This window comes from Pseudahrensia aquimaris, from assembly GCF_042676045.1.
Taxonomy (GTDB): Bacteria; Pseudomonadota; Alphaproteobacteria; order Rhizobiales; family Rhizobiaceae; genus Pseudahrensia; species Pseudahrensia aquimaris.
Map to the genome: position 1 here is coordinate 143,641 of NZ_JBHTJV010000002.1, position 20,739 is coordinate 164,379.

Annotated in this window: 5 protein-coding genes; 2 read left to right on the top strand and 3 right to left on the bottom strand. The window is 55.9% G+C overall.

Going from position 1 to position 20,739, the window contains the following annotated elements:
- The first annotated feature begins 60 nt into the window (after positions 1–60).
- Positions 61–1,773, top strand: a complete 1,713-nt coding sequence (locus tag ACFQ14_RS00645; RefSeq protein ID WP_377210765.1) for a TolC family protein — start codon at positions 61–63, stop codon at positions 1,771–1,773.
- Positions 1,773–17,513: a tandem-95 repeat protein gene (locus ACFQ14_RS00650; protein WP_377210766.1), complete on the top strand. Its 15,741-nt coding sequence runs from the start codon at positions 1,773–1,775 to the stop codon at positions 17,511–17,513. The genes ACFQ14_RS00645 and ACFQ14_RS00650 overlap by 1 nt, the downstream gene beginning before the upstream one ends.
- Here ACFQ14_RS00650 and ACFQ14_RS00655 read toward each other — a convergent pair.
- From ACFQ14_RS00655 to ACFQ14_RS00665, 3 genes are all read right to left on the bottom strand, one after another.
- A complete protein-coding gene (locus ACFQ14_RS00655) occupies positions 17,510–18,364 on the bottom strand; it encodes a lytic transglycosylase domain-containing protein (protein WP_377210767.1) in 855 nt (284 codons plus the stop codon). The genes ACFQ14_RS00650 and ACFQ14_RS00655 overlap by 4 nt on opposite strands.
- Positions 18,351–19,583: a flavodoxin-dependent (E)-4-hydroxy-3-methylbut-2-enyl-diphosphate synthase gene (gene ispG, locus ACFQ14_RS00660; RefSeq protein WP_377211323.1), complete on the bottom strand. Its 1,233-nt coding sequence runs from the start codon at positions 19,581–19,583 to the stop codon at positions 18,351–18,353. Before ispG ends, ACFQ14_RS00655 begins: the two co-directional genes overlap by 14 nt.
- 142 nt (positions 19,584–19,725) lie before the next feature.
- Complete coding sequence (locus ACFQ14_RS00665; RefSeq protein ID WP_377210768.1) at positions 19,726–20,631, bottom strand: polyprenyl synthetase family protein; 906 nt, start codon at positions 20,629–20,631, stop codon at positions 19,726–19,728.
- Positions 20,632–20,739: the final 108 nt, after the last annotated feature.

Genomic DNA, 20,739 nt, shown 5'->3' on the forward strand with positions numbered 1-20,739 from the left:
AGCCGGGGTTGAAAGCAAAGAGATCCGATGTGTCGGATCGCGTTGAGTGAGTGAGTTGTTATGGTTCATCGCAAACCGATATCGGGGGCGATACCGGGGGAAAAAAGAAAGTGCAGTCGCAAGACTGTGCTGGCGGGCACGGCTGCGCTGTCGCTTGCGATGGGTGGCATTGCACTTTCCCTTCCCGCTTTTGGCGAGAACAACGGCTCCGCACTTCTGCGCGGGTCTTCGACGGCTGTTGTGCAGCCGCAAGAGCAATTGCGGACGACATCCGGCTTTGTGTTGCCAACGGAAGTCATTGGTGACGTTGAGCCTGCGACTGGCTTTGAAATCCACGAGAAGGAAAGCTGGTTCCCCTTGCGCGAATTGGGCAAAGGCTTCCGTGAAGGCGTGCATTATCTGAAGGACAATTTGGTCGACACAATCCTGTTTCGTGACAGCCATGACGCTTTGGAATCGCGTGATGTTGTTTTCCAATTGCCAAAGCGCGAACCACTGCGTTCCTCCATGATGCACAGCGCCAATTTCAACACGGAACTGCGCGGCACGGCGACCGTATCCGACAGCATCTCGGCAGCTCTGCGTGGTAGTTATGCTACGCGCCAGCGGCTTGAGCGGGCCAACGCCGAGAAGGCGCGTGAATTTGCTGCGCTTGCTGGGTTCTTGCCGACAATCAATTTTACGGCTGAAGCGAGCAAGGCGCGCACCAATTCGGTGACGCAGGGGTCGTTCGATCAAGATCAGATTCAACTGTCGCTGGAAGCGGCTGTGCCGCTGTTCACCAGCGGTGTGAATCTCAACACTTACCGTCAGGCCAAGCATGTGCGCCGTGCTGCGGACTTCTCTTATCTGGCTGAAGAGCATCGTGCAGCGCTTGAAGCTGTGGCGGCCCACATCAATCTGCGTCTCAATCGGAAGGTTGAACAGGCTCTGCGCAAGAACGTGAACGCCTCAAAGCGCATCACTGATATTTCGCGGCGCTTGTTTGAAGGCGGTGATGCCAGCCGCACGGATATTGCTATCGCGCAGGCCAATCTGGAGAGCGCAAAGGCCGAGTTGGATATTGCCCGCCGTTCCCGTGAAGAATTGGAAGCCGATTATCGCAGCGTTACGGCGAGGGAAGCGGCGAAACATCTTCGGCTCCAGAACATCGAAAAGCTACTGCCGAAAACGGTCGAAGAGGCTGTTGAATCGGCGTTGGCTTACAATCCTGATCTTAACGCTGCGCGTCATACGGCGTTGGCCAGCGAGAGCAATGCCAAGGTTGTGCGTGGCCAGTTCGGCCCGCAGATCAGCGCTTTCGGGCGTTATGACAAATATCTCTACGATTCCGTGCAACCGGATAGAGACGATGATTATACGATCGGCGTGCGCCTGCGGATGCCGTTGCTGGATCTTTCTACCGTACCCACCATTGATGCTGCGCGGCACGAGGCGGCTGAAGCGAACTATCGTGCGCTCGAACAGGGCCGTCAGTTGCGCCGCCAGGTTGAGCGTCAGTGGAGCACATACCGTTCTGCCAAGCGCCGGGTTGCCATTGCGCAGCGGCAGGTTGCAGCAATCGAGAAGAGCCTTGAGGGAGCGCGTCGTGAATTTGAAGCCGGGTTCCGTTCGGTAACGGATGTGTTGAACGAGCAGGTTCGTCTGACGCGGGCGAGTATCGCGTTGCAACAGGCAATTCATGAGAAAGAACTCGCAGCTTACGAACTCGCATTTTCAAGTGCACGTCATAGTGTGCAGCATCTGGCTGCCGTTGGCGGGGGTTTGCACTGATGGGTTACTCGTCGGGCAAGATACCTTCACTCGCTCGCGAGGAATTTGAAGGAGGGTACGCCTATTCTGTGCCCGGTCATTCGGCTGAATACGGCTGGAAAATGACGCCTAACTATTCCGCCCTTTTGTGGACGGACATGGCCTATGAAATCCTCGACGATTGTCGAGCGATCAGTTTTGCCGACATTATGGTGATGCAGGACGAAGATGGTGAGACCACCACTTTCCAGCGTGAAACAGGGTCGTTTGTCCTTGATCTGTCTTCCCCCACCGAGGGGTTGGCTATGCCCGAACCGGAAGCCGATGACGACGGAAACAGTTCTGTGTCGTCCATTACGGCTGAGCGTGATGATGCAACGATCATCAATGTTCATGATCTCTATACAAACCCCGTTGCTGATGAGTTGGCCGTATCCAAGGCTTGGGCCGCGAAGGGTGAAGTTTCGGTGCTGCCGGGTGGCAAGATCGCCTATTTTCCGCCAGACGATGGCGGTGGCATCGATGAGGTGACCTTCATTCTTCATGACGGTCACTGGAATACTGAAGTGATGAAGGTGCGCATCGAAGATCGGCAACCGGTCGCGGAGATTGGATCGCAGCTTGTTCCCAATCAGATGGATGATCTGGGTTCCGAGGTGAATTTTGACATTGGTTCGTTCCTTACCGACCATCTGATCGGTGACATGGCGACAATCCAGATCACAGGTCTCCCGCCAGGATTGAACTACGATACTGCGCGTATGCGCATTGAAGGTACGATTGCCGAGGATGTGATCACAGGTCAGGCGTATCGGGTGTCCGTTATTATCCATACGGCTGACCGTCAGATGATGATGACGTCGTTTGAGTGGATGGTGCGCGATGCGCGTGCCGTTGACCAAGGACCGGTGCTGGCGCCCATCGCGCCTGCGCAATCTGTCACGGATGATGCGGCTGCGGCCTCGGTGCTGTTCACTGTGGCTGCTGCGACGACGCTGGCCAGCCGCGCCTTTTCGCTCGATAGACTGGCTGATCAGCCGCTTTCCGGTGCCAGCGCTGCGCAGCCAAACTTTCAGCTTGGTCGCGCATCGTCCATGCTTGCCAATGCGCAGGGTGAGGGTGCGCTAAGCGGTTCAGGCGGCGACGATGATCTGCTGGGTAATTTGATCGCGCCTAGTGACCCTCTTTCAGAGGTTGAGGACGAAGAAGAAGAAGAGATTGAAGGCACCACGCTGCCGATTGGCCCGACGCCTTCACGTGACTCCGATATACTGGAAGTGCCCCCTGCCACGCCTGTTGCGTTGGACAGTCCAAAGCCAACGGAAGACACATCGACAGGCGGCAGTGGATCGACGGGGCAATCCAACTCTGCGCCATTTGCAGGAACGCCATCGCAGGTGGTTACGCTGGAGGAGACAGCGGTATCCGACATCAATGTGTTAGTGGCGGCGTTTGATCCGGACGGCGATCCACTAGCGGTGCTTTCGGCAAGTGCGCAAAACGGTCAAGTTGCGGTCAATTCTGACGGCACGCTGGACTATACGCCCGACAATCTGTTCAACGGCTTTGACACCATCAGCTACGAAATCGCCGATAGCCGAGGAAATACTGCCCAAGGCAATCTTTCGATTGAGGTTGTGCCTGTCAACGATGCGCCCGTGCTGCAAGCGCAGCCGCAGCGCACGGTTGCGGAAGACAGTGCTATTGTTTTTAACGTTCTGACCCTTGCCAGTGATGAAGACGGTGATCCGCTTTCTGTGACTCAGGCGTCATCCGACATTGGCGTCGTGACAATCAATGGGAGTGACAACACTCTTCTTTTTACACCGCCAGCTGATTATTTCGGCACCGCAACGATTACGTTTACGGTTGCAGATGGAAATGGTGGCTCAGTTGTTTCTGTTGCCGCGGTCGAAGTCACACCTGTCAACGATCAGCCGGTTCAAACCGCCGATGTTGCGCGGGTGGACGAAGACAGTTCGGTGGTTATCGATGTGCTGGCTAACGACAGCGACATTGACAACGCACTGGACCCAGCGACGTTACAAATTGTCGGAACGGCTGCGGCAGGTGATACTCTGATCGTTGCTGGACAGGGCGAATGGTCGGTGGATCTCGTCACCGGTACCATTCGTTTCACACCGGTAGTGGCGTTTGCCGGAACGCCCGATCCAATTTTCTACACTGTTGCCGACGTCGATGGTTTGGCAGGCGAGCCGGTGAGCGTTTCCGTAACCGTGGACGAAATCAACGATCGTCCTGTTGGCGTTGATGACGCTGCCAGCGTGCTGGAAGACGGCAGTGTTGTCATTTCCGTGCTGGATAACGATAGCGATATTGATGGCTCTCTTGATCCGGCAACGCTGCAAATCGTTGGAACAGCGGTGGCAGGTGATAGTCTTGTTGTGGTTGGCGAAGGCGTTTGGGATTTGTCTTTGGTCGACGGCACAATCATGTTTACACCGGAGCCTGACTTTGCCGGTGTCGTGACCCCAATTGCTTACACGATTGCCGATGATGATGGTGCGCTGACAGATCCAATTGCCGTCACCGTATCTCTGATTGGTGTGAACGACGCACCATTGGCCGCGGACGATACTGCGCTTGTGGGCGAGGACGGTTCCGTGACGATTGCCGTGTTAGGCAACGATTCTGATATCGATAATTCGCTGCTAGGTTCAAGCCTTCAGATTGTTGGCACAGCTGCGGCTGGCGATGTGCTGACGGTTGCCGGGCAAGGTGTCTGGTCGATCAGTTCAGGCTCCATCGTCTTTGTGCCTGAGCCCGATTTTGCGGGTTTGGTTGACCCAATTTCCTACATCGTGCGTGACAGTGCAGGTGCGGCTTCAAATCTTGCCAGTGTTACCGTCACCATCATACCTGAAAATGATGCGCCTGTTGGTACTGCTGATACCGCTGTGGTGGGTGAAGACCGTGCGGTTGCCATCAATGTTCTTCTCAATGACGTGGACATCGACAGCCCGCTCAACCCTGCAAGCTTACAGATCGTTGGCACGGCAGCGGCGGGTGACAGCCTCACTGTTGCGGGCGAAGGCATATGGACGGTTGATACAGGCGCTGGTTCGCTCATCTTCACACCAGACGCCAACTATGATGGCACTGTTACACCGATCAACTACGTAATCTCCGACATCGAAGGCTTGAGTTCGGCACCAACGGCTGTGACCGTCACCATCACGCCCGAAAATGATACGCCAACAGGCATCGGTGACGATGCTACAGTGAACGAGGATGGCTCTGTTTCCATTCAAGTTCTGGATAACGATATCGACATTGACGGAACGTTGGTTGCTTCCACCATCCAGATCGAGGGCACCGCCAATCCGGGAGATTCACTGGTGGTTACCGGGCAGGGTGTCTGGGACATCAACACAACAACGGGTTCCATCATTTTCACGCCGGAGGCCAATTATGCCGGCTCTGTTTCCAACATTCGCTACACCGTTTTGGACGATGGTGGCGCTGCGACCAACAGCACGCTGGTTTCTGTCACCATCGTTTCGATCAATGATGTGCCAGTTGCGGTTTCCAACACTGATACCGTTTTTGAGGATGGTTCGGTTACCATTAACGTGCTGGACAATGACAGTGATGTTGATGGCGTCCTGATTGCCTCGACGGTTCAAATTGTTGGCACGGCGGCGGCTGGTGACAGCCTTTCTGTGCCGGGCGAGGGCGTTTGGAGCATCAATGCGGGTGGTTCGATTACCTTCACGCCGGCTCCCAATTTCGTGGGTATCGTTACGCCCATAGAATACACCGTGAGTGACGATGAAGGTGCTGTTTCATTGCCTGCGCAAGTGTCGGTCACTATCCAAGAGGTCAACGACGCGCCTTCTGCTGTTGATGATGCCAATACAGTGGTGGAAGACGGCTCCGTTGCTATCAATGTCTTGATCAACGATTCTGACAGCGACGGCATTTTGGTGCCTGGCAGCATTCAAATCACAGGAACGGCCAATCCAGGTGATACTCTCGTGGTGGCGGGCGAAGGCGAGTGGATGGTCGATGGCGCGACAGGCCAGATCGTCTTCACTCCGGAAGCGAATTATACGGGGCTTGTCTCGGACATAACCTATACCGTCCAAGATGAAGACGGCGCAGTATCCAATCCGGCAACCGTTTCGGTGGTCATTGTGGCGGACAACGATGCACCGATCGCTGCTGACGATAGCGAGAGTGGCACGGAAGATGTTGCGCTGGTTTTCGATGTGCTTGCCAATGACATTGACCTCGATGGAACGCTCAATCCTGCCAGCGTTCAGATTGTTGGAACGATCAATCCGGGCGATTCTTTCGCGGTAGCGGGCGAAGGCGTTTGGAGTATCGATGCCGCCACTGGCGCAATTACTTTTACGCCGGAAGCGCATTTCAACGGTGCGATCTCACCAGTGTCTTACACGGTGCGAGACAATTTGGGCACGCTGTCCAACCCTGCGCAATTGAGCGGCGCTTTACTTGCCGTAAACGATGCACCCGATGCTGGAACGATAGCGGTTGCCACGACTGACGAAGATACCGTGAGCCTGCCCATTGATGTTCTCTTAGCGGCCAGCGATGTGGATGGTGATGCCATCATTGTGAATGGTGCGATTGCGCTAAACGGTCAGGTGATCGTCGATGGCAACGGCGATCTGGTCTACACCCCGGATACAAACTATTTCGGCGCCGATACGATCTCCTACTCGCTGGATGATGGCAATGGTGGAACCACTACAGCCAGCGTTGACATCGTTGTTGTGTCGGTCAACGACGCTCCCACCACAAGCGCGCCGACTCTGCAAAACACGGGCGAAGACACTACGCTTGCCAATATCGACGTTCTGGCTTTTGCCAACGATATCGAAGGCGACGCCCTCACGGTTACTGCGGCTTCGTCGCCCAATGGCACGGTTACGATCAACGGCGACAACACGCTTACATATACCCCAGACGCCGATTATTCCGGCGTGGATCAGATTAGCTATACGGTCTCTGACGGCAATGGTGGCACGGTTTCCGGCGAGCAATTCGTCGTCGTTGCCGCGATCAACGACGCGCCTGAAGCGGTTGCCGATGTGCAATCGGGTGATGAAGATACCGTGGTTGTTGTTCAGGTTCTGGACAATGACAGTGACATCGATTCTGCGCTTGATCCGGCGTCTATCCAGATCGTTGGTACCGCCGTCGCAGGTGATCCACTCACAGTGGCTGGCGAAGGCGTCTGGTCGGTTGATGGGGTGAATGGCACGATCAGTTTTACGCCGGAAGCCAATTATAACGGACCCGTTGCGCCGATTGAGTATGTGGTGGCGGATATTGAGGGCCTGGTTTCGACTGGCGCTCAGGTCAATGTTTCGCTGAATGCGGTAAACGATACGCCGGTGGCTGCTAATGACGTCGCCAGTGTTGCTGAGGACTCCTCGGTGGTCATCGATGTTTTGGCGAACGACAGCGATGTTGAAGGCACGCTCGATCCGGCCAGTGTGCGCATCACGGGAACAAGTGCTGCGGGCGACCCTTTGGTGGTATCCGGCGAAGGCGTCTGGACGGTCGATACAAGCAATGGCCGCATTACTTTTACGCCTGAGGCGAATTACGCCGGTGTCGTTACACCTATTCAATACACGGTCCGTGATGGCGATGGTGCATTGAGCAACAGCGCGACGGTCTCGGTCACGATAGGTGCTGGAAACGATGCGCCAACAGCGGGCGATATCGCGCTGACGGGCGATGAAGACACTTCGACTGTCTTCGACATTGCAGCCGCTACAGACGATCTTGATGGCACGATTGATCTAGGATCAATCCAGATTGTCGGAACACCAGCGGCGGGTGTTTCATTGCCCGTTGCGGGCGAAGGCGTCTGGAGCATTGATGGAGTTGCGGGCACGATCACTTTCACGCCGCAAGCAGACTATGACGGAGCGGTCGCGCCCATCCAATATACGGTTCGTGACGATCTCGGCGCGATCTCCAACGTGGCAACGCTGACGGCTACCATAACACCAGTTAATGATGCCCCGACTGCGACTGCGAATTCTGGCACCGTACTTGAAGATGGCAACGTCACCATTGTGGTTTTGGCAGACGATGTGGACATAGATGGCACGGTTGATCCGGCTACAGTCCAGATAGTTGGCACGGCTAACCCGGGCGATCCCTTTACGGAAACGGGTGTTGGAACATGGGCAATTTTGCCCGATGGGTCGATCACTTTCACACCTGCCGCCAACTATGCCGGGCCTGTTGCGCCGATCCAATACACCGTGCGCGACAACGCTGGCGCTGTTTCCAATCCTGCAACGGTCTCGGTGACGATTGCGGAAGTGAATGATGCACCGGTTGGCGCTTCGTTTGTGCGCAGTCTTGCTGAAGACACGACACTTTCCTTCGACGTGGTATCTGCTGCAACAGATGTCGATGGAACGGTTCTCGCCACAACGATACAGTTTGTGGGCACATCCAATCCTGGCGAACCGCTGACCGTGGCGGGAGAGGGAACATGGAGCATAGATCAAGGTGCGGGCTCGATCACGTTCACGCCGTTGGCAAACTTCAATGGTGGTGTAACGCCGGTTCAGTACACGATCAGTGATAATGATGGGTTGGCCTCTTCGCCCGAGTCGATCGTTCTCACTGTCACGCCTGTCAACGATGCGCCAGTGAGTGCTGCCGATGCTGTCTCTACTCCAGAAGATACAACTATTACGATTTCAGTGCTTGCCAATGATGGTGATGTGGACAGCGCGCTTGATCCCGCCACGATCCGCATTGCCGGAACGCCGTCCAATGGTGCCCCTCTAACGGTGATGGGCGAGGGCGTCTGGAGCGTGGACACAGTCGCTGGCACAATTACATTCACGCCCGAGCTGAATTTCAACGGTGTTGCCACGTCCATTCAATACACGGTGAGAGATGTTGAAGGGCTTGTGTCCAATGCTTCGTTCGTCAGTGTGACTGTGAGTGACACTAATGATGCGCCGGTTGCTCAGGATTATGTGACGAGCCGGGACGAAGACAATTCGATCACCTATGACGTTGTGGCAGCGGCAGTGGATTCCGATGGATCTGTCGATCCTGCCACCGTACAAATTGTCGGCACAGCTAATGCGGGCGAGCCGCTTACTGTTGCTGGCGAAGGTGTTTGGACCGTCGATCTGGTTGCTGGTGAAATCACATTCACGCCGGAAGCAGACTATAACGGCCCAGTCACCAGTATTGACTATATCGTGCGCGACGACCGTGGCGAGGCGTCGTTACCGGCTACGATTAGTCATACGATTGTGGCCGTCAATGATGCGCCAGTGGCAGTTGATGATGGCGGTGTGCTCGATGAGGATACGCTGGTTTCCATCAATGTGCTGGGTGATGACACGGATGTCGACAGCGCGATTGATCCGGACTCTGTGCAGATTGTCGGCGCGCCTTTCCCGGGCAAATCGCTGACAGTGGCTGGCGAAGGCATTTGGGGCGTAACCGCCGGCAACGGCCGCATCACCTTCCTGCCGGAATCGAATTTCAGCGGTGTTGTAACGCCGATACAATACACTGTGCAGGACGTTGAAGGCGCGGTTTCGAACGTCGCTTCCATTTCGCTGACGGTGACGGAAGTGAATGATGCACCGGTGGTGCAGGATGCTTCCTCTAGCACTGCCGAAGACGGTGATGTTGATTTTTTGGTCGGTTTAGCTGCGACTGATGTTGATGGCACGGTCGATCTTGCTTCAGTGCAACTGGGTGGGACAGTCAATGCGGGTGATCCGCTGATTGTTGCTGGCGAAGGAACGTGGAGCGTTGACACCGTGTTGGGCATTATCCGTTTTACGCCGGAACCCGACTATGAAGGCACGGTTACGAGCCAGACCTATACGATCCGCGACGACGATGGCGAAATCTCAAACGTCGGGCAATTGGATGTGGTGATTAACCCGGTCAATGACAGCCCAACCACGACCAACGCCTTTATATCGGCCATCGCAGAAGACACGGCTGCACCGGCGGGCGAAACGGTAGCGTCCCTCTTCGGTGGTTCGTTCAGTGATGTTGATACAGGTGCTTCGCTCGCGGGTATTGTCGTGACATCCAACGATGCGCCGCCATCGCAGGGCGTCTGGCAATATTCGACTGACGGAGCCGCTAACTGGTTTGATATTGGCACTGTTGGTGTGAACGGTCTGGTGCTGGCAGATACGGCGCTTGTGCGGTTCTTGCCAGCCTTGAACTTCAACGGCGGACCGATTGCTGTTTCCATTCGCGCCTTGGATAACAGTTATGCAGGTGCGTTCACAAATGGCGCAACGCGCGAATTGCTGGATACTTCGTCCCCTGGTGGCACGTCGCCCATAAGCGCGGCGCTTGTGGGCATCACCACAAATGTCACCCCGGTAAACGATGCGCCGGTGACCTTCGACATAAACTACACGGCCAATGAGGATTCGCCGGCCACGTTTGCGATGGCGAGCTATACCGCTGATGTGGATGGCAGCGTTGATTTCTCAACGCTGCAATTGGTCGGCACTGCCGCACCTGGCGCTTCGCTGGTTCAAAGTGGAGTGGGCATCTGGACTGTCGACACGCTTGCTGGTTCCATCACTTTCACACCTGATTTGAATTATGACGGTGCGGTGCCGCCGGTTCAGTATGTGGTGCGCGACAATGATGGTGCACTTTCTGATCCAGCAACGATTACCTTCAACATCACACCGGTTGATGATTCTCCGACTGCCAATGTGGACACGGCCTTCGTAGACGAAGATTTATTCGTTGTGATTGACGTTTTGAGCAATGACAATGATCCGGAAGGTGCGCTTGATCCCGCTACGGTCCAAATAGTCGGAACGACCAATCCCGGAGACTCGTTGACGGTGGTGGGTGAAGGCGTATGGAGTGTGAATTCTACCACAGGTGCAATCACGTTTACGCCTGAGCTAAACTTCGACGGCGCCGTGAACGCGATCGCGTATTCTGTGCAAGATCTCGCGGGCAATGTCAGCAACTTTGCAGCCGTCGGTGTGACGATCAATCCTATCAATGACGCGCCTGTTGCGATCAATGACAGCGTGGTGGTGCTGGAAGACTCAACGGGCGCGGGCAGAAATGTTGCGTTCAACGACTTTGATGTTGATGGGACGCTTGATTTCTCGACCGTTCAAATTGTCGGAACCGCTGCGCCCGGTACAAGTCTCGTCATTGCTGGCGAAGGCGAGTGGTATTTCAGCGGAACCAGCGCGATCCTGTTCCGCCCCGAGCCGGATTATGACGGGCCGGTCACGCCGATCCAATATACGGTGCGTGACAATGATGGAGCCTTGTCCAATGCAGCCACCTTCTCCGCGACCATAACAGCCCAACCCGATGCGCCGAGCGACCTTGATCTGCGTGGCTTCAATTACACCGAGATCAACAACGATGGTAACAACGGTTCTTATTTCCTTGCCGATAATGGCGGCGCGGCCTTTGGCGGTCTGACGCAGTTCACATTCGAGACGCGCTTCACGATTGAGGATGTTTCGGGCGTGTTCGTATTGCCGCTGTTGAGCTATTTTGCAGGTGCGCCGAGCGATGAAATATCCCTTTTCATCCGCAATGCGAACAGCAATCCGCACATTAGTATTGAAGTTGGTACGGGCGATGCGGTTACCAATATAGATGCCAGTCCGCTGCTGGACGGTTCCACTCACTCTGCCGCCCTTACTTGGGACAGTGTAGGCGGGGCATGGGCACTCTATTTTGACGGGGCGCTTGCAGGTTCCGGCACAGGGCTTAATCCGGGCCACACGATTGTGGGCGGTGGCGAACTGGTCTTCGGGCTGGAGCAAGATGCTGCCAATGGTGGTTTTGACTCGAGTCAGGTCTTCAAGGGTTCGTTTGAGGACATCCGTGTCTGGGACACGATCCGCACGCCTACGGAAATTGCCGCAACAACGGGCATCTACATTGCACCCACAACGCCGGGTTTGCGCGAGAATTGGGTTTTTGGCGACGCACTCGAAACTGGCTTTGTGCGCAACGACGTCACGGGCAATGCTCTGACGTTGCAGCAGACAACCGGTGGGAGCTTTACGGCATCAACACCAAAAGAGGGTCTGGTGATCCCGGAGACTGCGACTGCGGGCGATGTTGTCGGCACGCTGCGGACCACTGATGTGGATACAGGTGATACGTTCAGCTATGCGATTACCAACGATCCCTCGGGCTTTTTCGAGGTTGTCGATACCGGTTCGTTTTGGCAATTGCAGGTTGCTTCGGGGGCCGTGTTTGACCACGAAACCGTGGGCGAATATCCGGTCGAGATCACGGTGACCGATTCCGATCTTCTGACACGCACTGAGACATTCACCGTGCGCATCGGTGATGAAAACGAGGCCCCAACGGGAGTCATCATTGTTGGCAACGAAGGGGTTGCCATCAATACCGATGGTGGCAACGCGGCTTACTTTATCGCAGACGATGGCGGCGCTTTGATGGGTGGCCTCACGCAATTCACAGCTGAAACGCAGTTTTCAGTTTCTGACGTAACGGGCAAAAATGATGTGCCGTTGTTTAGTTATCACACGGGCGAAGCGGGCGACGAATTCCAGTTGGCAATCGTCTACCCCGATCCGGCGATGGATCCTGACCCCGTTGCTACACCCAATTCTGCGGTTATCTATTTCGAGATCAACAACCAGCAGATTTTCACAAACTGGGATGCGACCTCGCTGCTGGATGGTGGGCAACATACGGTTTCGTTCACTTGGACGAACAGCAATGGCGGTTGGGAGATTTTTGCCGATGGCGTGTCGGTAGCAAGTGGAACGGGCCATCAAACCGGTGCGGTTTTGAGCGGTGGTGGCGAGTTAGTCTTCGGCAACGAGCAAGCCTCGCTTGGCGGCGGTTTCCAAGCCAACCAAGCATTTTCCGGCACGCTGTATGATATCCGCCTGTTTAATGAAGTGCGCACAGCGGGTGAAATCTCTGCTGGAGCCAACACAATCGTGTCTTCGCTAACGCCTGGGTTGATTTCCAACTGGCGCTTTGATGGCAATTCGACGACAATTTCGTCATCGGTGGGAACCAACAACCTCACATTGGAAACTGCAACTGGCGGTAGCTTTGTGGCCGGGTTGCCGGAGAAGAACATCGGCTTGGCCGAAGATTCAACAGCTGGAACCGTGGTTGCAACGCTTGAGACGAACGACCCTGATACGGATGACACTTTCACCTACACTTTGACAGGCGGCGGTGGTGGCCTATTCGAGATCGTGGGCAACGAGGTGCGGGTGGCTTCTGGTGCGACGTTCGATGAAGACGTGACGCAAACGTATACGTTGAACATTGAAGCTGAAGATCGGGGCGGACTGACCACATCGCGCACCCTTGATATCGACATTCTGGATGTAGCGAACAATCTGGCGCCGACTGCGATCATTGCCGAGGGCGAGAGCGCGACGCTGATCAATGAAAGCGGTAGCTTCAATTGGTACCTGCCGGACGATGCGAATGCGATCCTTGGTGGGAATAATGAACTGACCGCCGAGATACGTTTTGCGGTCTCAGACACTTCTGGCCTAACCAGTATTCCGTTGATGAATTATGTCACCGGATCAGCAAACGACGGTTTTGATCTGCGGATTACCGATGACGCCGGAGTCCCGCGTTTGCGCTTTGCGATCAATGACAGTTTCCGAACCGTTAATTGGGATGCCTCACCGCTAATCGATGGCTCTGCACATACCGTTTCCTTCGTCTGGGATAATTCGGGCGGACTGTGGGCAATGTATGTGGACGGCATCAAGGTGGGCGATGGTACTGGTGTGTCGTCCGGTGAGACAATCTATACGGGCGGTCAATTGGCCTTTGGTGTCGATCAGGATTTACCCGGTGGTGGCTTTGAGGCCACTCAGGTGTTCAAGGGTTCGCTGCATGATGCACGGATTTTTAATCAAGCACTGCTGCAGACTGAGATTGCCGCTAATGTGAATGTTGACTTGCCCGCAAGCACGACAGGACTTGTGGCTGATTGGCGTTTTGGCGCTGGCGGTACGAATGACATTGTTGATGTAGTGTCTGGCAACAATCTCAACCATTTTGGCAGTGGCAACTTGCCAATCGGAGTGTTGGGCGTGAATGAAAACGCGTTGGTGGGCAGTGTTGTGGCTGATCTCGCTACAGTCGATGCGAATTTCTCTGACACCCATACCTATACGATCATTTCGGACCCCTCCGGCAACTTTGACATTTCGGGCGATCAATTGATTGTGGCTACTGGTGCGACAATCGACGCGGCTGACGCAAACTATTCCGTCACCATTCGTTCCACCGATTCGGGTGGTCTAAGCACGACGCGCACGCTGACCATCAATCCGCAGGCGGACTCTGCGTGGGGCCAGCCGGTGAGTGCTGCGCAAATCGTTGGCACTCCGGCTGCTGACCCGCTGAACGGCACCGATGAAGGCGAATACATCTACGGGCAAGGCGCAGACGACACGATCAATGGCGGCGGCGGCGATGATGTGATCAACGGCCAGGACGGCGCCGATACAATCGACGGCGGCGCGGGCAATGACATTATCTTCGGTGACCGGCCCGGACCGATCAGTGACACAGTATCAACCACTCAGACCGTGCTGAACACGACCAGCCTCAATGACCAAGGTTCGCCGGTTACCCTTGCTCTTGCTGATGGCAATTACGCCGCGCTTTGGACCAACGATGGTGTGAACGGCAATGGTGGTGGTCTGAAGCTGCGCGTCTTTGAAGGGGATGGCACGCCGGTTACATCGGAAATCGATGAAATCCTTGCCAATGTTGAAGGTGACAACAACCGCGATATGCCGCCCTATTCGCTGACGCTTCTGAAGGATGGCTCGATCCTTACGGTCTATAATTCCAATCAGGGAGACGATCGCGACGGCGATAAGAACGCCGTTATCGGTATGATTCACGAGCCGGATGGCACCAAGGTCAGCGAGTTCATTATCAATGAAACCACTCAGGGCGAGCAGTCTGGTGCAGCCGTCGTGGCGCTGGATGACGGACGTGCTTTCGCAACCTGGTATGATAAAGGCGATTCCGGCGGCTCAGACGCGTATGTCTATGGGCGAATGATCAACCCTGACGGCACGTTCACCGCTTCGGAGATTCGCATCGGTGTTTCCGGTGTTTATGGCGACAATGGTCTTGATTCCTATCCGCTGACGGCAACTCTGTTGGATGACGGTAAGGTGCTCGTTTCATGGGTTACCCATGACGGTCTGAACGTGGATGGTGACAAATCGGCGGTTGTTGCCTCGCTGTTTGATCCGCTGAACAACATTGCTGGCCAAGAAATTGTCGTCAATTCCACAACGGCGGACGAGCAGAGCGCGCCGGTTGTCATTGCGCTTGAGAATGGTGGTGCGTTCATCGCTTACTTCTCTAAGGCAAAGGGCAATGGCGATGCCGCGATGGAGATGAAGGGTCGTTTCATCAACGAATTTGGCAACCCCATTGGCTCTGAGCTTTCGCTCGGCACGTCGATTGTCGAGGGTGATGACAGTTATGACTTGCCACCTGTGCAGATGGTGCGCGGCGCGGACGGCAAAATTCTGGTGACTTGGTTAGAAGACGAATTCGACGGTTCCGATATTGATGCGGTATTGGTTGATCCCATTACACAGACTGCCGGAACTGCGTTCGAAGTGAACAACGCTAGTGTTTCCTCATTGTCCCCGGCAGTCACGGTTGCGCTGCCGGATGGTCGCTATTTTGTGGCCTGGTATCGCGAAGGAGATCAGGACAATGATCCGCTGATGGTGGTCAATGGACGCTTCTTGACTGCCACAGGTGCCAAAGATGGTTCCCAATTCCAGATCGGCACTGCGGCTGTCGAGGGGAATGACAACCTTGACGTTCCACCGCTGACCGCGATTGTGGATGCCGACGGCGATGTGATTGTCTCGTGGTTGAGCGACGACAGTGCCAATATTTCCGGCGGCAGCAACGGGTCGGAGCTTGTATCCGTGCGCGTGCAAACACAAAAAAATGGCGGCGCTGATGTGATTGACGGCGGCGATGGCGATGACGCGATTTTTGGCGGTGTTGGCGACGATGTGATCACCGGCGGTGCGGGCGCTGATGCGATTGACGGTGGTTCCGGCTACGACACGTTGGACTTCTCGCAAGCGACAGCAGGCGTGCGGGTTTTGCTTGAGGCCAGCGACGCGGGCGGGCTGGAAGGCGCGCAGGCCAATTCCACCGCAGGCGGTAAAACGGGTGACGCGGCAGGCGATAGCTATACGTCTATCGAAAATGTGATCGGCTCGGATTTTGATGATGGCATCTATGGCACGATTGGCGGCACGAATGCCTCGCTGGGTGCGGGCAACGATGTCTTCGATAATAATGTGAATGGTACGGCCAGCGACGTTGTAGATGGTGGTTCGGGGAATGACACGATCTACACCGGGCGGGGCGACGATACCCTTATCGGTGGCAGCGGTGATGATCTTCTCAACGGTGAATTTGGTAACGACACTCTGTCGGGTGGCGATGACAACGACACGCTGATTGGCGGTGGTGGAGCTGATGTGATCGACGGTGGAGACGGGTTCGACACGGTCTCGTTTGCCGGAGCAACGGGGGGCGTTGATGCGTTGTTTGATGCTACCGATGCCTTCGGCATTGATGATGGCGCAGGCGGAAACGTCTACGCGAACACCGGACCGGGCGGCCAGACAGGCGATTCTGCTGGTGACAGCTATAGCAGCATCGAAGCTGTGACCGGCTCCAACTTCAACGACAGAATTTTTGGTGCAGATTCTGGCATGACTGCCGATCTTGGGGGCGGCAACGATATTTTCGACAACAACAGCGCCAATGCGGCTGTTGATACAATCAACGGTGGCAGCGGTTCAGACCTGATTTTTACTGCTGGCGGAAACGACATCATCGATGGCGGAGACGGTAATGACACCCTTTGGGGTGAGGATGGTGATGACACGCTGATCGGCGGTCTGGGTAGTGACATTGCCGGCTATGATGGTCTGCGTGCCAACTACACTGTGCACCAAAATCCCGATGGCTCTGTGACTGTGATTGATAATGTCGGAACGCAGGGCACCGACACGCTGACTGAAATCGAATTCCTTCAATTCAACGACGGTCTGATCGATATAACCTCAGCAATCACTGCGGTTTCGCCCATCGTGATTGATCTCTCTGGCGATGGTGAAATCAATGTGACGGGCGAGACGACAGCGCAGGATAAGAGCGGCGTTTCGCAGATTGGCGAGATCGTTCAGTTTGATATGGATGGCGACGGGCTGTCGGAAACCATTGAATGGCTAGACGGTACGGGTGATGGCTTGCTTGTCGACAATGCCGATGGCCGCGCGGCGCAGGACATGAACGGCACGCGCCTGTTTGGCGACCAAGGCGGAGAGTTCGAACACGGGTTCGAGCAGTTGGCCGTCTGGGACGCGAATGGCGACAGTGTGATTTCGGGCGATGAACGCGATGGCCTGAACCTTTGGGTCGATGACGGAGACGCCAAGGTTCAGGATGGTGAATTGTTCACGCTGGACGAAATGGGTGTGTCCGAGATTGAGCTTGATCTGAAGGAAAACGCTCAAGATGAAGAGGGGCGCAATCTGTTCCAATCCAGCGCGATCATGGCCGATGGCACAAAGGCTTTGGCTGAGGATGTCTGGTTCGCGCGGGTCGATTTGCAGGACGATGATGAGATCGTCGGGCCGCAAGTCAGTGAACAAACGCCGCTTGAAGAATTGATGAGCTAGCGGCGCTTGTTTTTAAGCACGATGCAGGAACCGCCTGCACCTCTTATCTTTTTGCACAATGCATTTGCCTTCGTGCGGTTGGATGCGCCAAGGCGCACCGCATAGCGCGAACGCATGCCCCGCGGTGTGCGTATTCGATGTATGTTTGGTTCAGAAGCATCCAACACCAAACCCAGTTTTGCGCGCACCCGCAGCCACGAATTGATGGCGCGGCTTTGCGAAAAGTTTCCAGCCACTTGCACACCCCACGGTTGATACGCTGCGGTAAGCAGGCCGAGCTTGGCGCGGGTTCGGCGGATTGGAAGGCCACGGCAAGCTTCGTTAAATGAGCGCCCTTTGGCGAGCTTGGGAATGGTTGCTTTTGCCTTGCTGTCCTTAAAGCGGTCTATCCGCAGGCCGAAGATCGAAACGATATAATTTTGCGTCTCAAACGGCATGAACGAGTTGCCCTCAATCCAGCGGCGCACACGGTCTGGCCCTGCATTGTAGGCGGCGGCGGCCATGACCCAATTACCGAAACGGTTTTTATGGTCACGCAGAAGTGCCGCTGATGCAGGCAGGGCTTGTTCGGGGTCGTAAGGATTTGCGAGGCCACGCTCTTGCGCCGTGCCGGGCATAAATTGAGCGATGCCCTGCGCACCGACGGGGCTTAGCGCGTTGACGTCAAAACGGCTCTCCGTCCAGATCAAACGAGCGAAGAAGTCTTTCGGCACGTCGTGAGCGGCCGCCGCATTTTCGATGGTTTTGCAGACACGATCGGCTGTCCATTTGGCCTTTGTGTCTTCGCTCGCTTGGGCTGTCGAAACTAGGCACAGAAGGCCCAGAGCAACGGCAATGCTATTCCGCAGCATCGCTTTTTGCGCCGCCGCCAAAGCGGGTCTCGACATAGTTATGAACCAAGGCTTCAAACTCTTCTGCAATGCCTTCGCCGCGCAGTGTTACCGCTTTCTTGCCGTCGATGAAGACGGGGGCTGCCGGCGTTTCGCCGGTGCCGGGAAGGGATATGCCGATATCGGCGTGCTTGCTCTCGCCGGGGCCGTTGACGATGCAGCCCATGACGGCGACCTTCAAATCTGCAACACCGGGATATTTCTCCCGCCATTCCGGCATGGCTTCACGAAGCTGCCCCTGAATTTTTGCTGCGAGTTCTTGAAACGTGGTTGATGTTGTGCGGCCACAGCCGGGGCAGGCGGCGACGACGGGAATGAACGCGCGGAAGCCCATGACTTGCAGCAATTCCTGCGCCACCTGCACTTCGCGGGTTCGATCGCCGCCGGGTTCCGGCGTCAGTGAAATGCGGATTGTGTCGCCAATGCCTTGCTGGAGTAGAATGCCGAGTGCGGCGGACGATGAGACGATACCCTTTGTGCCCATGCCAGCTTCGGTGAGGCCCAAATGCAGCGCGTAATCGCAACGCGAGGCGAGATCGGCGTAGACAGCAATCAATTGTTGAACGTCGGAGACCTTGGCCGACAGGATGATCTTGTCGCGTCCCATGCCGAGGCGTTCTGCTTCTGCGGCGGACAGGAGCGCCGATTGGACGATCGCTTCGCGCATCACGGCTTCGGCAGAGGCCGGATCGGGGCTGGCAGCGTTTTCGTCCATCAGCCTGGTCAGCAATTCTTGGTCAAGCGACCCCCAATTGACGCCAATCCGTACCGGTTTGTTGTATCTGTTGGCGATGTCGATAATCTCGCCGAACTGTTTATCTTTTTTCGCCTTGAAGCCGACATTTCCTGGATTGATGCGGTATTTGGCAAGCGCCTCGGCGCAGGCGGGGTGATCGGTCAGCAATTTGTGGCCGATATAGTGGAAATCCCCAACCAGCGGCACATCAACGCCAAGGCGGTCCAACCGCTCCCGTACTTTCGGCACGGCAGCGGCGGATTCGTCGCGGTCGACGGTGATGCGGACGATCTCAGAGCCTGCGCGGTGGAGCGCGGCTACCTGTTCGACAGTTTTGTCGATGTCTGCCGTGTCGGTGTTTGTCATAGACTGCACGACAATAGGCGCGCCGCCGCCCACCATGACGCCGCCAACGCTCACGCCGACGGTTTTCTGGCGGCCCAGCGTTTCGGTGAGGGGGGCACGGTCGGTGAAAGGATCGCAGGTCACGTTTGGTTTGCTCTCTTCATTCTTGCCTTTTGGCGCAGGGCGCGGCGGCAAGTGTCCAGTCTTTTAGACAGCCTAGCAAGGCGTGGCTTACCTGTCATCAATTGTTGCGATTTGCGATGAAACCAGCGGTTTCGCGAAGTATCTCACCTTTACTGCCGAACGGTTCCAGCAGGCTTTGAGCTTCTGCCACTTGTTGCGCCAGCATGGCGCGGACCGCATCAATCCCGTGGATGCCGATCAGCGTTCCCTTGCCGCGGTCAGCGTCTTTGCCGGTAGCCTTGCCCATGGTTTGTGTGTCTGCTGTGACGTCCAGCAAATCATCTGCCAGTTGGAAGGCCGAACCTATCACTTCACCATAACGGCGCAGGCGTTGGCGGTCTTGCGCTGTTGCTTTTCCCAGCACGGCCCCCGCTTCGCAGGCATAACGGATGAGCGCGCCGGTTTTCATGGCTTGTAATTGCCGGATATCGGCTTCGTTTGGCGTTTCGCTTTCTGCCGCTATATCGAGCATCTGCCCGCCGATCATGCCGCCGAGGCCAGAGGCTTTGGCCAGCAGAGAAAGAAGATCACGGGCGGTTTGATGATCGTCGATATGCGTGTCGCCCGCAACCATGTCGAAGGCTAGAGTGAGCAGTGCATCCCCCGCAAGAATGGCGGTGGCGTCATCGTAGGCAATGTGGACGGTTGGCTCGCCACGGCGCAGATCATCGTCGTCCATTGCCGGCAGATCGTCGTGAACCAGCGAATAGCAGTGCAGGCATTCCAAAGCGCAGGCGGTTGCCATTGCTTGCTTTTCGGGCACGTTGAAGAGAGCTGCGGATTGCAAAACCAGAAAGGGCCGCACACGCTTGCCGCCGTTCAGCACACCGTGGCGCATAGCTGCCATAAGGCGGGGCGGGCGTACGGTTTCGCCAGCCTGTGATTGGTCGGTCAGTACGTTCTGCAGATGGGCTTCCACAGCTGTCGCGCAGCGCTTGAGTTCGGTCTCGAATGTGGATTTCATCGGGTCTGTCGATCCATCGATTTTGCTGCCCCTGAAATGGCCTGCCGGGACAGATGCGTCAACCAATCGGCGCGATATGTAGCTTGCGTCATTGCCCCGTTTGAGCGT